This window comes from Coprobacter secundus subsp. similis, from assembly GCF_015097275.1.
In the GTDB taxonomy this organism is placed as follows: domain Bacteria; phylum Bacteroidota; class Bacteroidia; order Bacteroidales; family Coprobacteraceae; genus Coprobacter; species Coprobacter secundus.
Genome location: NZ_AP023322.1, coordinates 1,051,073 through 1,065,119, shown reverse-complemented (window position 1 = coordinate 1,065,119; position 14,047 = coordinate 1,051,073). Strand labels below are relative to the sequence as shown.

Genomic DNA, 14,047 nt, shown 5'->3' with positions numbered 1-14,047 from the left:
TTATTTTTTCTTTGAAATGCATTACCTTTGACAGTTACAATTTTAGAATAATGAAACGAGTATTGTTTATTACCCTATATTGTTTGGTGTCGACTTTGATTTGTTCCCAGAATGTAGATGTTGCTTGTGGAGGTTTATTGGGCATTAGACAGGGAGTTACGGCTGCAACAGGATTAGATGCAGTTTATGTTGTTTATCAGGCAAATGACAGCAAAGTCGATATCCGTTATCTCCAAGATGATGGATCTTCTATTATTTGGTATCAAATAGATAAAAATGGTAACAAATCTATTATTTCGGGTGCTACATCAGCTTATTTGTCTGGAGTCGAAGGTGATTGCGGTTATGTTTACCAGCAGGGAAATAAAACAGGAGCTATTTGGATAATCAATTATTTAAATTATTCTTTGGCAGGAATTGGCATGACCGTAGAAAGAGATGAATATGACGAGTGCAATTCTGTTCGATTAATATTGAATGGCACTGTCGAGAAGTTACCGTATTATACTATTGCAGGGAAACAGATGTTTCTTCCAGAAGAGTTTTACATAACATATTATACGTTGGAATGGGATAAAGATAATGCTGATTTTAAAAAAGTTCAGATAGAAGAAAAGGCGACAGATAGTAATCGTCTTTCCGTGCAAGCACCGACTTGTGATACAGAGTTTATGTTGACGGATAAATATCTGAAGGAATGGGGAATGGAGCCCTCGGTAAGGTCAGAGGAATATATATCAGTGACTCCTATTTGTGGAGCTATTGTTGAGCAGCATACTCGCGATTATAAGAACGAATGGGATAGAGAGCAACCCTCAGATGGGTCATTTGGAGGGTCGGCTCCGGTAGACATGACGTTTAAGGCATATTATAATGACGTGGTTACACATAGTGATTGGCAGTTTTCGAAAGATAAAGATTTCAATGTTATTGACGCACATTATTATAATGCAGATGATTTTCAATATACTTTCAATCAAGAAGGAACGACTTATGTACGGTTGATGGTGAGTACTGGAACTTGTCAAGATTCGACTGAAGTATATACTATTACAGTTGGGGAGTCGAGGCTTGAAGCTCCTAATATTTTTTCTCCAGGAACGACACCCGGGGTTAATGACGAATGGAAAGTTGCTTATAAATCTATCGTTAGTTTCAAGTGTTGGATATTTAACCGTTGGGGTGTACAGATGTTTCATTTTGAAGACCCAGCAATTGGATGGGATGGGAAGTATAAAGGAAAATGGGTTGATCCGGGCGTCTATTTTTATGTAATAGAAGCTAAGGGTGCTGATGGTAAATCACATAATCTGAAAGGCCACATAAATATTATCAGATCTAAAAATTAAAGATTTATCCGTGTGATGACTAATATAAAGAATAGTATATTAAAAATAGTATTTGTATTTTTGTGCGTTGGAATTCTTATTTTTTTGACAGCATCATCCCGTTCAGGACAATCAGATAATACTTCTGTTATGCATTTGATGTCTGTTATACCGGATGTTCCTTCGCAAGTAGAATTTGCTGGTGAAATTATAGAGCTTGATCGGTTTGATATGTATGAAAGATACGATAGAGAATTGACTAGTTTTTGCTATACCCATTCCAATACATTGCTGATTTTGAAAAGAGCCAATCGCTACTTTCCTATTATAGCGCCCATATTAGAAAAAAATGGAATACCGGTAGATTTTATCTATTTGGCAGCTATTGAAAGCTATTTAAATCCGAGGGCTGTTTCTTATGCTAAGGCAGCTGGGTTATGGCAGCTTATGCCCGGGACAGCCAAGCAGTTTGGTTTGGAAGTAAATGATTTTGTAGATGAACGATACAATCTCGAAAAATCTACCGAAGCAGCTTGTCGTTATCTAAAATCGGCTTATGATAAATATGGTAGTTGGGCTACAGTAGCAGCATCATATAATGCGGGTATGGGCCGAATATCCAATGAATTGGATAAGCAACAGGAACTGAATTCTTTTGATTTATGGTTGAATGATGAGACTTCTCGCTACGTATTTCGGGTTATGGTGATGAAGGAAATATTATCGAATCCATATCGTTATGGTTTTGCTGTCAAGAAGAAACAGCTGTATCAACCTATAAGAACGCATGCCGTAGTCGTAAATACTGCAATTGATGATTTGGCACAATTTGCCAAAGAGCAAGGTATTACGTATGCACAGCTGAAAGAGTTCAATTCATGGCTCCGAGATAGGAAGTTACCTAATAAAACAGGAAAAGAATATAAGCTGTTGATACCTCATAAAGAGGATTTATACTATAGCACTCGTAAAATAAAAGTATATCATAAAAATTGGACAGTGGATTGATTTTTTTAGGAAAATTTTGGGATAAGAGATGATTGATAACGAGAATAAAATAGAAGTATACGGTGCACGTGTACATAATCTTAAAAATATTGATGTAGAAATACCTCGTAATAGTTTTACGATTATTACAGGACTTAGTGGAAGTGGTAAATCCTCTTTGGCGTTTGATACTATTTTTGCTGAAGGACAAAGACGATATATAGAAACGTTTTCTTCTTATGCCCGTAATTTCTTGGGGAATATGGAACGTCCTGATGTTGATAAAATTACGGGATTGAGTCCTGTTATTTCCATTGAACAGAAAACTACTAATAAAAATCCTCGGTCTACAGTTGGTACTACAACTGAAATTTACGATTTTCTTCGTTTGCTCTATGCCCGAGCAGGGGAGGCATATTCCTATCTTACGGGAGAAAAAATGGTAAAGTATACCGAAGAGCAGATTTTGGATTTGATTCAAGGAAAATACCGAGGTAAAAAAACATACATCTTATCTCCTTTGGTGCGAAATAGGAAAGGACACTATAAGGAGCTTTTTGAACAAGTCCGTAAAAAAGGATATCTTACTGTACGGGTAGATGGGGAACTTCGTGAAATTTTACGGGGAATGAAGCTTGACCGTTACAAAAATCATAGTATCGAGTTGGTTGTAGATAAACTTGTTGTATCAGAAAAGGATGAGAGGCGTTTGAAAGATAGTGTCAGGATAGCCATGAAACAGGGAAACGGCCTTATTATGGTGCAGAATGCGGATACGGGAGAAGTGAGACACTTCAGCAGGACATTAATGGATCCGAAAACGGGTTTGTCTTACAGTGAACCGGCTCCACATAATTTTTCTTTCAATTCACCGCAGGGAGCTTGTCCCAAATGTAAGGGACTGGGATTTACCAATGTCATAGATAAAGAAAAAATTATTCCCAATCCTGATTTATCTATATATCAGGGAGGAATAGTGCCTTTAGGTAAGTATAAAAATACAATGATATTTTGGCAAATCGAAGCAATTTGCGATAAGTATGGGGTAAATCTGAAAACTCCTTTGAAGGATGTTCCGGACGAAGCGTTGGATGATATTCTTAATGGGACAGATGAAAGATTAAATATTAAGAATGAAGCTTTGGGGCATTCTAATTACAGTCTGTCTTTTGCCGGTCTTATTCGTTATATAGAAATGCAACAGCAAAGCGATTCGTCTTCACAAGCACAAAAGTGGGCTGGGCAATTTGTAAAAACAGAAATTTGTTCCGAGTGTCATGGACAGCGTATCAATAGAGAAGCTTTATATTATCGTATAAACGGTAAGAATATAGCCGAATTGGCAGAAATGGATATAGCCGATTTGTATAAATGGCTCGATGGAGTAGAAAATTATATGTCGCTCAAACAGGCACAGATTGCACGAGAAATACTTAAAGAGATACGTACTCGACTTGAATTTTTGATAGATGTAGGCCTGGAATATTTGTCATTGAACAGAGCGTCGGCTACATTATCAGGAGGAGAAAGTCAACGCATACGATTGGCTACACAAATTGGATCTCAACTGGTTAATGTCCTTTATATTCTTGATGAGCCCAGTATCGGGCTGCACCAGAGAGATAATACACGTTTGATTCAATCGCTTAAGCAGCTTCGGGATACTGGTAATTCTATTATTGTAGTAGAGCATGATAAAGAAATGATGCTTGAAGCCGATTATGTAATTGACTTAGGCCCGAGAGCCGGACGATTGGGAGGAAATGTTGTATTTGCTGGAACTCCTTCAGATATGTTAAAGTCTGATACATTGACTGCAGCATATTTGAATGGTAAACAAGAAATATCTGTTCCTGAAAAACGTCGACAGGGTAATGGTAAAGCTATTGTACTGAAAGGTGCTACGGGGAATAATTTGAAAAATGTCACAGCTCGTTTTCCGTTAGGTTGTTTTATCTGTGTTACGGGAGTATCGGGTAGCGGGAAATCAAGTCTAATCAATGAAACTTTGCAGCCGATAATAAGTAAGCAATTTTATCGTTCTGTCAAAGACCCATTACCTTATAAATCGATTGAAGGTCTTGAATATATTGATAAGATTGTTAATGTTGATCAGTCACCTTTAGGACGAACACCGCGTTCCAATCCAGCAACGTATACGGGCGTTTTTTCAGATATAAGGAATGTATTTGTCGATTTGCCGGAAGCAAAAATCAGAGGATATAAAGCTGGTAGGTTTTCTTTTAATGTAGCGGGTGGACGCTGTGAAGTGTGTGGCGGGAACGGCTATAAGACTATCGAAATGAATTTCCTTCCTGATGTTTTAGTTCCATGTGAAGAATGTCATGGCAAGCGTTACAATCGAGAGACATTGGAAGTTCGTTTTAAAGGTAAATCTATTGCAGATGTCTTAGATATGACAATAAATCAGGCTGTTGAGTTTTTTGATAGTATACCGGCTATTTTAAATAAGATAAAAGTATTGCAAGATGTTGGTCTTGGATATATAAAGTTAGGACAACCTTCTACCACTTTATCAGGAGGAGAAAGTCAAAGGGTTAAATTAGCTACAGAATTGTCTAAGAAAGATACAGGTAAAACTTTGTATGTGTTGGACGAGCCTACTACCGGATTACATTTTGAAGATATACGGGTACTGATGGCAGTATTGAATCGTTTAGTTGATAAAGGAAACACAGTATTGGTAATCGAACATAATTTAGATGTTATAAAATGTGCAGACTACATTATTGATATGGGACCCGAAGGAGGACAATCTGGAGGAAAAATTTTAGTGGAGGGAACACCGGAAGATATATGTAAGAAAAAGAATACCTATACTACTCATTATCTGAAAGATGAATTGAAAAATGGTTTACAAAATAAATGATAAAGAAAACCTTAATTTTCAGGTTTTCTTTATCATTTATTTTGTAAACCATTTTATCACTATATTTCTATTTCATATCCTTCATTTGATATTGTATTTTCTTCTGTTTCATTTGTTGTAACAGAAGAATTTTCCTTAATAAATTGTATAGCTTCAGTTAACCCGGTAACAAATTTTTCAAAGTCTTCTTTATATAAAAAGATTTTATGCTTCTCAAACTGAACAGAAGGTGTTTCTGTTGATCCGGTCACAATCTTTTTGCTTTCGGTTATTGCCAAAAACAATTCATCTTTCCTATTTTTCTTGACGTCTAAATAATAAATTCTTTTTCCAGCTTTTAGAGCTTTAGAAAAAATAATGTCATTTTCTTTCTTATCAGGCGCACTGTTTTTCATTACATCTTCCATAAATACTGTTTCTGGTTTTAGATTATTCAAGAATATTTACAAATATGATATTTTTTTTTGAAAAAACTATATTTTTGGATAAGTTTTTTTAATAAGTAAATGTTGTGTAGAACAATTTTCCTATGTGTGAAAAAATAAAATAAGCTTATAGCCAAAGAACCATAAAAATGTGATAACTTTGCACCCGCAAATTAATATTTCAAAAATAGAATGATAAATCGAATTTTAATCCGCATTAAGGTGGTACAGATTCTATATTCTTATTTCTTAAAAGAAGATAAAAATATGGGTCTTACAGAGAAAGAGCTCTTTTTTAGTTTAGACAAGGCTTATGAATTATACCATATGTTACTGTTGCTTATGGTGGAACTCACAGATGCGCAGTGTGCGAGAATTGAGGTTGCCCGTGCAAAGCATTTGGCTACACAAGCAGAGAAAAATCCTAATCCTAAGTTTATTCATAACCGGTTTATCGCTCAATTGAAAGCCAATAAAGAGTTGGAAGTATATGTAAATGAGCATAAAATTTCGTGGGCTAACGAACCTGATTTCATACGTGTCATGCTTGATCGTATTCTGGCTTCAGATCTTTATAAGAATTATATGGCTGATGAAAATGATTCTTATGAAGCGGACAGAGAATTATGGCGGAAGCTGTTTAAAAATGTTATTATAGAGAGTGATGATTTATGTGATGTTCTTGAATCGATGAGTTTATATTGGAATGACGATTTAGAAATAATATCTACATTTGTTCTTAAGTCTATTAAGCGTTTTGAAGAAACACATTCAGAAAAACAGCCTTTGTTACCTATGTTTAAGGATGAGGAAGACGCTGAGTTTGCACGGATGTTATTTAGGAAATCTATATTGAATGCCGATAACAATAAACTTTTGATTGATCAGCATACCCAAAATTGGGAAATTGAGCGTGTCGCTTTTATGGATGTAGTTATTATGCTGGTCGCTCTTGCAGAAATGCAAACTTTTCCATCTATTCCGATACGAGTTACCTTGAATGAATATATTGAGATAGCTAAATCATATAGTACTGTGAAGAGCGGACATTTTATTAACGGTATATTAGACTCTATTGCAACACAGTTAAAAAAAGAGGGCGTTCTAACAAAAGAATAATTAAATTGTTATATATTTGTACCCGAAAGGATGTCTTTCACTTAAAAAAAGAACAAATTTATTTAACAAATTAACAGTATTATGGCATTACTTACAATTTTATTGCAACAGACCGGAACGCCTCAAGGATCTCCGTGGGGAAGCATATTAATGATGGTTGCATTAGTTGCAATCTTTTACTTTTTCATGATTCGTCCTCAGACTAAAAAGCAAAAAGAAATTCGAAAATTTCGTGATTCTTTATCCGTTGGGGATAAGGTTATTACTGCTGGAGGAATTTATGGAAAAATAAAAGAAATTAAGGGAGAAGATGTAATTCTCGAGATAGCAGATAATGTGCGTATACGTGTGGCTAAGTCTTCTATTTATGGGACAGCAGCCGATTCTAATCAGCAGCAGGCCCAGTAATTATAACTATTTATCAGGCGAAAGAACTTTCATTTTGCTTTATAGCAAAGTGAAAGTTTTTTTATTTTGAATTTTTTGTAATTAATAAATCGATGTATTTTTCGAATATGAGGATTCCTTTGAATTCTGTTGAATACAATTCTATTTTTTACTACATTTACACTCATAAAGAAGAATAGTGGTGATATTTTCTTTATTAAAAAGATAGGTAAATGAAGAAAAATAATTTTAGATATATAAGATTGAAGTGGGTAAAATCCAGAAATAAGCTGTATGCTTTGCTGAGGAGCGATAGGAGTAGAGAAATTCTCACTTTTATGTTTTTTTTGGTCATATCTTTTATTTTCTGGGTTTTACAATCTCTAAATGAAGATGTAGAGAGCTCGTTTTCTTTGAATGTCAAGTATGTAAATGTTCCGGAAAAAGTAGTATTTACTAATAAACTTCCTGATGAAATTGATGTGCGTTTGAGGGATAAAGGAACTACTCTTATGGGATATTTAATGGAGCGTATGCCTGTCATTGAAATAGACTTTGACCAATATAAAAATAATAGGGGAGTGTTTGTTGTAACCTCGTCTCAGTTGTCAACATTGGTACGGAAGCAGTTAAAGAATACGACTACTTTATTATCTGTTAGTCCCGATTCTATTCCTGTTTATTATACAAATAATTCTGGTAAAAAATATAAAATACGATTGATAGGTTCGTTTTCGACGGTTCCTCAGTGTGTTATGAATGGAGAAATCAAAATGAGTATCGATTCGGCTACGGTATATGCCCCATTATCTATTTTGAAAAATATTAAGGAAATAACAACAGACTCATTTGCATTAAAGTCATTATCTGATACGGCTCGTATAAGCTTGAATTTAACATATATAAGAGGGGCAAAGATTGTTCCCGAAAAAGTTGAAGTAACAATTCCTATAGAAGAAGTAACGACAAAGAAGCTTACATTGTCAGTTGCACCCCAGAATTTACCTACAGGTATCTCTATGCTTACCTTTCCTGCGAATGTGCAGATTAATTGTATGATTCCGGTGAGCAAATTTTCTAAAATTCATGCTGATGATTTTTCTGTAGGAGTTGATTATAACCAATTGAAAGATCATATAGGGAAAAAAGTTGCTGTTCAGGTTTTAAGGAAACCGCCATTTGTAAATAATGTGCAGGTAACCCCAGATAGTGTAGAATATATATTGGAAGAAAAAGTAGGGTTATGGTAACTATTGGCATTACAGGAGGAATTGGTAGCGGAAAGTCTCTGATTAGTAGAATATTAAAAATTTGGGGATATCCTATATATGATACGGATATTGAAGCAAAAAAAATAATGGATAATTCTGATGAAGTGAAAAATAGACTGGTTGCTTTATTAGGCAATATCTATAATAATACGGGATTGGATAGGTCACGTATGGCATCTATAATTTTCAATGATCAGACAAAGTTAGAAAAAGTAAATGCAATAGTACATCCGGCCGTTAGGTCTGATTTTTCCATATGGGTACAAAAACAAAATACAGATATTGCTTTTGTAGAGTCGGCAATTCTTTATGAAGCGGGATTTAATAAAAATGTAGCTTTTATTTGGAATGTTTCAGCTCCTCTTGAGATGAGGGTTATGAGGGTTATGAAACGAAGTAGCTGTACTCGGGAAGAGGTGTTGGCTCGGATTTCGAAGCAAATATCAGATAATGAGAGAAATGAGAAATCAAATGATATCATTTATAATGATGGTATACAACCTGTTATACCCCAATTGAGGACTTTACTTGCAAAATATGAGAAATAATATTTATTAAATTTATGGTGTGTAATTGATAAATTAAATATTCGATATTACTTTTGCTAAATAATATTATTAACACACAAAAAATAATTGATATGTTAAAGAAAATTTTGTCTATATCCGGGAAACCCGGTTTATATAAATTAGTATCTCAAGGAAAAAATATGTTGATTGTTGAATCTCTGCTGACGGGAAAGCGTATCCCTGCATATGCTCATGATAAGGTAATTTCAGTAGGAGATATTGCTATTTTCACTGAAGGTGGAGAAGCTCCTCTTCCCGATGTTATGAATAAGATTAAAGAAAAAGAAAATGGGGGAGTTGCATCGGTAAGTACGAAAGCGGAAGATAAGGTTTTACGTAATTACTTTGCTGAAATATTACCGGATTTTGATAGAGAAAGAGTTTATACAACAGATATAAAAAAACTATTGGGGTGGTATAATCTTTTAGTTGAAAAAGGCTTGACTGATTTTGTTGAAGAAAAGGCAGAGGAAAATTTATCGGCAGAAAAGGCAGAATAAAATTTAAATAAGGTCTAAAGTTTCTAAATTAAAGAGAGAAAAGAATACTTCTCAAAAATTTACTATCTGTATATAAACATATTATGATTGTAATTTTTTGGGAAGTTTTTTATATAATAATATGGTAATAAAAAGTAGGTATGTTAAAAGTATATGTTTTTTCTTTCTTGTATTGCTTTCATCATGCCATGTAACAAAGGTTCCTCAAACGGTTCCTGCCTCTGTTAAAAGTGTGAGTTGTGCATTAGGGATACATGTTAGTAATAAAGATTATTTTCCTCTTTACCTTGAAATATCGTCATGGATTGGAGTCCCTTATAAGTACGGAGGAATTACCCGCAAAGGTGTAGATTGTTCTGGATTAGTATTGAATGTTTATCGAGAAGTATATGGCGTTGTATTGAGCCGTTCTTCAGAACAAATGATGCAGCAGGATTGCCGAGAACTTTCTAGACAACAATTAAGAGGGGGAGACCTCGTTTTCTTTGCTACGACCAAAAATAAGAAAAAGATAAATCATGTAGGTATTTACCTAAAAGATAATCTTTTTGTGCATTCTACGACATCTCGCGGAGTGATTCTAAGTTCATTAGATGAGAATTATTACCGCAAAACTTGGGTAGGAGCGGGTAGAGTTAAAAGAAAAAAATAAAGAATGAATATGATAGACGGATATTCTAAGTTATATTTATCTGAATTTAAAATAGTTGATAATATCGATAACTCCGTAAACAATAGCCGCTATACCAAATACAATCAGGACTGTGTTCATCGAATCGAATGGATTAATCAAGATAATAATTCCTGTTATAAGAATCAAAATCGGGAATAAATAGAAAAAAAGTGCTACTGTAGTATTACGTTGTATGGACGCGAGTGTTAGTATTTGAAAAATACCAGCCAATAATAATAAAAAGCCTAAGACATACATTAAAAACCCGATAAAAACAGTAGGCATAAGGGCGAGACATAGACCCAATAAAATACTTCCTATACTTTCTACTGGGATATAAGAAAATGATTTGGATATAGCCTTTTTACGACGAGAAAAATAGTTGAGAAGAGCAACAATACCTGTTGCAATGAACATTATGCCTATAATGGAAACAATATAACCCAAAACTTGATCTGGCCATTTAACTGTTACAATACCCAATACTATTGCAAATACACTACGAATCAGAGTCCACTGAATTGTTCCCATATTATATATCTAAATTTTATTATTCTTAACTACAAATATAACCTTTTTTCGAAAATATAGTTCAATATATATAAGAAAATCTCTACATAATCAAAAACATAAGTGGGAGTATGAAATCCAATTGTTCCCATATCTTAAAATAAATTTTCTATGTATTTGGAAAATTGGAAAATCGATTTATTCCGTTATTTTTGTATTTCGAAATTTTATAAATTGAAATAATGACGTCTAAAAAAAAATTATTAGCTATAATAAATCCTATTTCAGGGACTCATCAGAAATCAGATATACCAAAAGCTGTTAAGGAGGTATTAGACTCGTCATTATATGATATAAATATATGTTTTACTGAATATGCCGGTCATGCGACTTTATTGGCTAAAGAAGCTGTATCCTCCGATGTGGACTGTGTCCTTTCGATAGGAGGTGATGGTACTTGTAATGAAATAGCTAAAGCGTTGGTTCATTCCAATACAGCATTAGGCATTATACCTATGGGATCAGGGAATGGGCTGGCCAGACATTTGGATATTCCAATGGATGTCATGGGGGCATTAAAAATTGTAAATGAAAGGAATATTGTTTCGTTAGATTATTGTAAAGCAAATGAGAAGCTTTTCTTTTGTACATGTGGTGTAGGTTTCGATGCATTGGTTAGTCATCGTTTTGCTGAGGGTAAGCATCGTGGAGGAATGACTTATGTAAAAAAAGTTGTTACCGAATATTTGAAATATAAAACGGAAACTTATCTTATCGTTAGTGAAAATGGGAAAATAAAAGAAAAAGCTTTTTTAATAGCTTGTGCCAATGCGTCACAATATGGGAATAATGCTTATATAGCTCCTCATGCCAATATGCAGGATGGAAAAATTGACGTAACAATTATATTGCCATTTACCCCCTTTGATATTGCTCCCATGGCGGTACAGTTGTTTACGAAAGTTATTGATAAAAATCCCAATATACGTACATTTGAAACTCCATATCTAAAAATTATTCGAGAGAACCCCGGAATCATGCATATCGATGGGGAACCTGTTGAGATGGATAAAGAAATTGAAATAAAATGTGTTCATAATGGCTTAAAAGCTATCGTTCCTCGAGAAAATTCTAAGAAATTGTTTATTGAACCTATTCATACGGCTTTTTGGGAAGTTATAGATACTATTAAGACAGAACTTGATATATGAATGCGTGGGCATAATTATATAACTAATCTCCCATAAAATAGAAATTTTTTCTATTTTATGGGAGATATAGTATACACAAGTTAAAAACTTTATAGGTATTTATTCATTGTTTTATTACAACAAATTACTTGCCAATTCTGATAATTCACTACGTTCTCCTTTTACTAAGTTTACATGGCCGAATATACTTTGTCCCTGCATTTTATCTATCATATAGACTAATCCGTTCGATTGAGAATCCAAATAAGGGGAATCTATTTGTTGAATGTCTCCTGTAAATACCATTTTGGTGCCTTCTCCGGCTCTGGTTATAATGGTTTTAATTTCGTGGGGTGTAAGGTTTTGAGCTTCGTCGATAATGCAATATGTCTCAGACAGACTTCGCCCGCGAATATAAGCTAAGGCTTCTATAACTAACTGTCCTTTGTCTTGTATGTCTTGTAAATAGCGATAATCCGCACCCCCTAACGAAAATTGGTGCTTAATGACGTTTAAATTATCAAATAGCGGTTGCATATAAGGAGCGATTTTTTGTTTTTCATCACCAGGCAAAAATCCCAAGTCTTTATTAGCCAAAGCAACGATAGGGCGCGCCAGTAAAATCTGCTTGTACTCTCGGCTTTGTCGTAATGCTCCGGCCAACGCGAGAAGTGTTTTCCCTGTACCGGCTTTTCCTGTAAGAGCCAAGAGTTTTACATTGGGATCATTGAGTAATTCAAAAGCGAAACTTTGTTCTGCATTACGAGGTTCAATACCGAAATTTTTTTCTTTTATGACTTTTTTTACCATTCCGGTCGCTGATACATACCGAGCTAAAACGGTAGAATTGCCGCTGTTCAATATGAAGCATTCATTTGATTTAAAATCAATGTTTAATCCTAACTTTTCTGCCGGAATTCCTTCATGGGATTTATAGATGTCATTGATTATTTGTGGGTCAATACCGTCAAAATATCGTTGTTCTGACTCAAAAATATCGATATTTGTTACTTTATCATTATTGTAATCTTCTGTTAGTATACCCAAGGAACGGGCTTTCATTCTTAGATTTACATCTTTAGTGACCAATATTGTTTTTGTATCAGGATTTTTTGATGCCAGAAAATGGGTTGCAGCAAGAATTAAATGGTCTGGAGTACGTTCAGGAAACGCGGCTTTTACCTCTTCAGGATAGTTATAACCGACCAATATGGATAAGTTTCCGAGGTCTGGGCCGAGTTTAGCCCCTTTGGTGAATAAATCATCATCTGTTATTTCATCCAATTCCCTGACAAACTCCCTTGCATTATAGTTTATCTGGTCGTTTCCCTTTTTAAATTTGTCTAACTCTTCCAATACGACAATAGGTATGTAGATATCATTGTCTTGAAAATTAAATAAACATTTGTAGTCGTGAAGAATAACATTTGTATCTAACACAAAATTTTTTTTATTTCCCATAATGGTATCATTTAAAGTGTTGATATAAAAAAGAGAGTCCTGATGTAAATGATAATCGCTATTATCCAGAGGATTTATCCAAAGATAACCAAATATCTGTAATAAAACTATATTTGAAAATGAAAAAATGTTTTATTTGTCTTTATTTATCCTATTTATATTATTAAAAAAGTGAATGTACAATTCACATATTATAAAAGATTATGTATGTTTGCACCAAACTGTGACTGATATGAAAAAGATAGGATTATTGTCGGATACTCATGCGTATTGGGATGATCGGTATATCAAATATTTTTCTGAGTGTGATGAGATATGGCATGCTGGAGATATAGGCTCAATGGATGTATTGAGAAAGCTCGAAACTATAAAGCCGGTACGGGCCGTATATGGCAATATTGACGGGCATGAAATAAGGATAACATGCCCAAAGCATCAAAGATTTACCATTGAAGGAGTCGATGTATGGATGACACACATTGGTGGTTATCCCGGGAAGTATGCTCCGGACGTTATTCCTGAAATATATCGTAACCCTCCAAAATTATTTGTTTCCGGGCATTCCCATATTTTGAAAGTTCTGTATGATAAAACTCTTGATTTGTTGCATATAAATCCAGGTGCGGCAGGACAATATGGATTTCATAAAAAAAGGACGTTAGTGCGTTTTTGTATTGATAATGGAAAATTTGAAAATTTGGAGATTGTGGAGTTGGGAGATAAGTTTTAAAGTGCTT

The 14,047-nt window shown here is 34.3% G+C and carries 14 protein-coding genes; 11 read left to right on the top strand and 3 right to left on the bottom strand.

The genetic code is table 11. The features are described 5' to 3' along the window. Positions 1–50 precede the first annotated feature (50 nt). Genes Cop2CBH44_RS04085 through uvrA form a run of 3 tightly spaced genes read left to right on the top strand, consistent with a single transcriptional unit; the run spans position 51 to position 5,205 of the window. A complete protein-coding gene (locus tag Cop2CBH44_RS04085; protein ID WP_200755584.1) occupies positions 51–1,349 on the top strand; it encodes a T9SS type B sorting domain-containing protein in 1,299 nt (432 codons plus the stop codon). Positions 1,350–1,364: 15 nt separating this feature from the next. Further along, positions 1,365–2,336, top strand: coding sequence for a lytic transglycosylase domain-containing protein (locus Cop2CBH44_RS04080; protein ID WP_021930450.1), 972 nt, complete (start codon positions 1,365–1,367; stop codon positions 2,334–2,336). Positions 2,337–2,364: 28 nt separating this feature from the next. Beyond that, positions 2,365–5,205, top strand: a complete 2,841-nt coding sequence (gene uvrA / locus Cop2CBH44_RS04075; RefSeq protein ID WP_200755583.1) for an excinuclease ABC subunit UvrA — start codon at positions 2,365–2,367, stop codon at positions 5,203–5,205. 59 nt (positions 5,206–5,264) lie between these two features. Here uvrA and Cop2CBH44_RS04070 read toward each other — a convergent pair whose 3' ends face one another. Continuing rightward, positions 5,265–5,612 carry a DUF3276 family protein gene (locus Cop2CBH44_RS04070; RefSeq protein WP_021930452.1) on the bottom strand — a complete coding sequence of 116 codons (348 nt, stop codon included), beginning with the start codon at positions 5,610–5,612 and terminating at the stop codon, positions 5,265–5,267. 210 nt (positions 5,613–5,822) lie between these two features. On the opposite strand from Cop2CBH44_RS04070, the gene nusB reads away from it, so the two are divergent. From nusB to Cop2CBH44_RS04040, 6 genes are all read left to right on the top strand, one after another. Beyond that, entirely contained in the window at positions 5,823–6,749 is a 927-nt protein-coding gene (gene nusB, locus Cop2CBH44_RS04065; protein ID WP_021930453.1) for a transcription antitermination factor NusB, read from the top strand. Between the two features lie 81 nt (positions 6,750–6,830). After that, complete coding sequence (gene yajC / locus Cop2CBH44_RS04060; protein ID WP_021930454.1) at positions 6,831–7,157, top strand: preprotein translocase subunit YajC; 327 nt, start codon at positions 6,831–6,833, stop codon at positions 7,155–7,157. 212 nt (positions 7,158–7,369) lie between these two features. Then, positions 7,370–8,386 carry a YbbR-like domain-containing protein gene (locus tag Cop2CBH44_RS04055; RefSeq protein WP_055096415.1) on the top strand — a complete coding sequence of 339 codons (1,017 nt, stop codon included), beginning with the start codon at positions 7,370–7,372 and terminating at the stop codon, positions 8,384–8,386. Then, positions 8,380–8,955 (top strand): dephospho-CoA kinase, encoded by a 576-nt coding sequence (gene coaE, locus Cop2CBH44_RS04050; RefSeq protein ID WP_021930456.1) that lies wholly within the window; start codon positions 8,380–8,382, stop codon positions 8,953–8,955. Before Cop2CBH44_RS04055 ends, coaE begins: the two co-directional genes overlap by 7 nt. A gap of 92 nt (positions 8,956–9,047) precedes the next feature. Then, positions 9,048–9,476: a DUF5606 family protein gene (locus tag Cop2CBH44_RS04045; RefSeq protein ID WP_021930457.1), complete on the top strand. Its 429-nt coding sequence runs from the start codon at positions 9,048–9,050 to the stop codon at positions 9,474–9,476. Positions 9,477–9,708: 232 nt separating this feature from the next. Next, the gene (locus Cop2CBH44_RS04040) at positions 9,709–10,128 is read left to right on the top strand and encodes a C40 family peptidase (RefSeq protein ID WP_246469174.1); all 420 of its coding nucleotides are present in this window, start codon (positions 9,709–9,711) and stop codon (positions 10,126–10,128) included. Between the two features lie 36 nt (positions 10,129–10,164). Here the strand turns inward: Cop2CBH44_RS04040 and Cop2CBH44_RS04035 are convergent, their stop codons facing one another. Next, entirely contained in the window at positions 10,165–10,680 is a 516-nt protein-coding gene (locus tag Cop2CBH44_RS04035) for an HdeD family acid-resistance protein (RefSeq protein WP_021930459.1), read from the bottom strand. 221 nt (positions 10,681–10,901) lie between these two features. On the opposite strand from Cop2CBH44_RS04035, the gene Cop2CBH44_RS04030 reads away from it, so the two are divergent. Next, a complete protein-coding gene (locus Cop2CBH44_RS04030; protein ID WP_021930460.1) occupies positions 10,902–11,870 on the top strand; it encodes a diacylglycerol/lipid kinase family protein in 969 nt (322 codons plus the stop codon). A 114-nt stretch (positions 11,871–11,984) separates the two neighbouring features. On the opposite strand, the gene Cop2CBH44_RS04025 is transcribed toward Cop2CBH44_RS04030, so the two are convergent. Beyond that, positions 11,985–13,310, bottom strand: a complete 1,326-nt coding sequence (locus tag Cop2CBH44_RS04025; protein WP_021930461.1) for a PhoH family protein — start codon at positions 13,308–13,310, stop codon at positions 11,985–11,987. Between the two features lie 232 nt (positions 13,311–13,542). On the opposite strand from Cop2CBH44_RS04025, the gene Cop2CBH44_RS04020 reads away from it, so the two are divergent. Then, on the top strand, positions 13,543–14,040 hold the full coding sequence (locus Cop2CBH44_RS04020) for a metallophosphoesterase family protein (protein ID WP_055097090.1): 498 nt from the start codon (positions 13,543–13,545) through the stop codon (positions 14,038–14,040). Positions 14,041–14,047: the final 7 nt, after the last annotated feature.

Coding starts and splice junctions, on each gene's coding strand:
- Cop2CBH44_RS04085 (WP_200755584.1), top strand. CDS start 51: ATGAAACGAGTATTGTTTATTACCCTATATTGTTTGGTGTCGACTTTG.
- Cop2CBH44_RS04080 (WP_021930450.1), top strand. CDS start 1,365: ATGACTAATATAAAGAATAGTATATTAAAAATAGTATTTGTATTTTTG.
- uvrA (WP_200755583.1), top strand. CDS start 2,365: ATGATTGATAACGAGAATAAAATAGAAGTATACGGTGCACGTGTACAT.
- Cop2CBH44_RS04070 (WP_021930452.1), bottom strand. CDS start 5,612: ATGGAAGATGTAATGAAAAACAGTGCGCCTGATAAGAAAGAAAATGAC.
- nusB (WP_021930453.1), top strand. CDS start 5,823: ATGATAAATCGAATTTTAATCCGCATTAAGGTGGTACAGATTCTATAT.
- yajC (WP_021930454.1), top strand. CDS start 6,831: ATGGCATTACTTACAATTTTATTGCAACAGACCGGAACGCCTCAAGGA.
- Cop2CBH44_RS04055 (WP_055096415.1), top strand. CDS start 7,370: ATGAAGAAAAATAATTTTAGATATATAAGATTGAAGTGGGTAAAATCC.
- coaE (WP_021930456.1), top strand. CDS start 8,380: ATGGTAACTATTGGCATTACAGGAGGAATTGGTAGCGGAAAGTCTCTG.
- Cop2CBH44_RS04045 (WP_021930457.1), top strand. CDS start 9,048: ATGTTAAAGAAAATTTTGTCTATATCCGGGAAACCCGGTTTATATAAA.
- Cop2CBH44_RS04035 (WP_021930459.1), bottom strand. CDS start 10,680: ATGGGAACAATTCAGTGGACTCTGATTCGTAGTGTATTTGCAATAGTA.
- Cop2CBH44_RS04030 (WP_021930460.1), top strand. CDS start 10,902: ATGACGTCTAAAAAAAAATTATTAGCTATAATAAATCCTATTTCAGGG.
- Cop2CBH44_RS04025 (WP_021930461.1), bottom strand. CDS start 13,310: ATGGGAAATAAAAAAAATTTTGTGTTAGATACAAATGTTATTCTTCAC.
- Cop2CBH44_RS04020 (WP_055097090.1), top strand. CDS start 13,543: ATGAAAAAGATAGGATTATTGTCGGATACTCATGCGTATTGGGATGAT.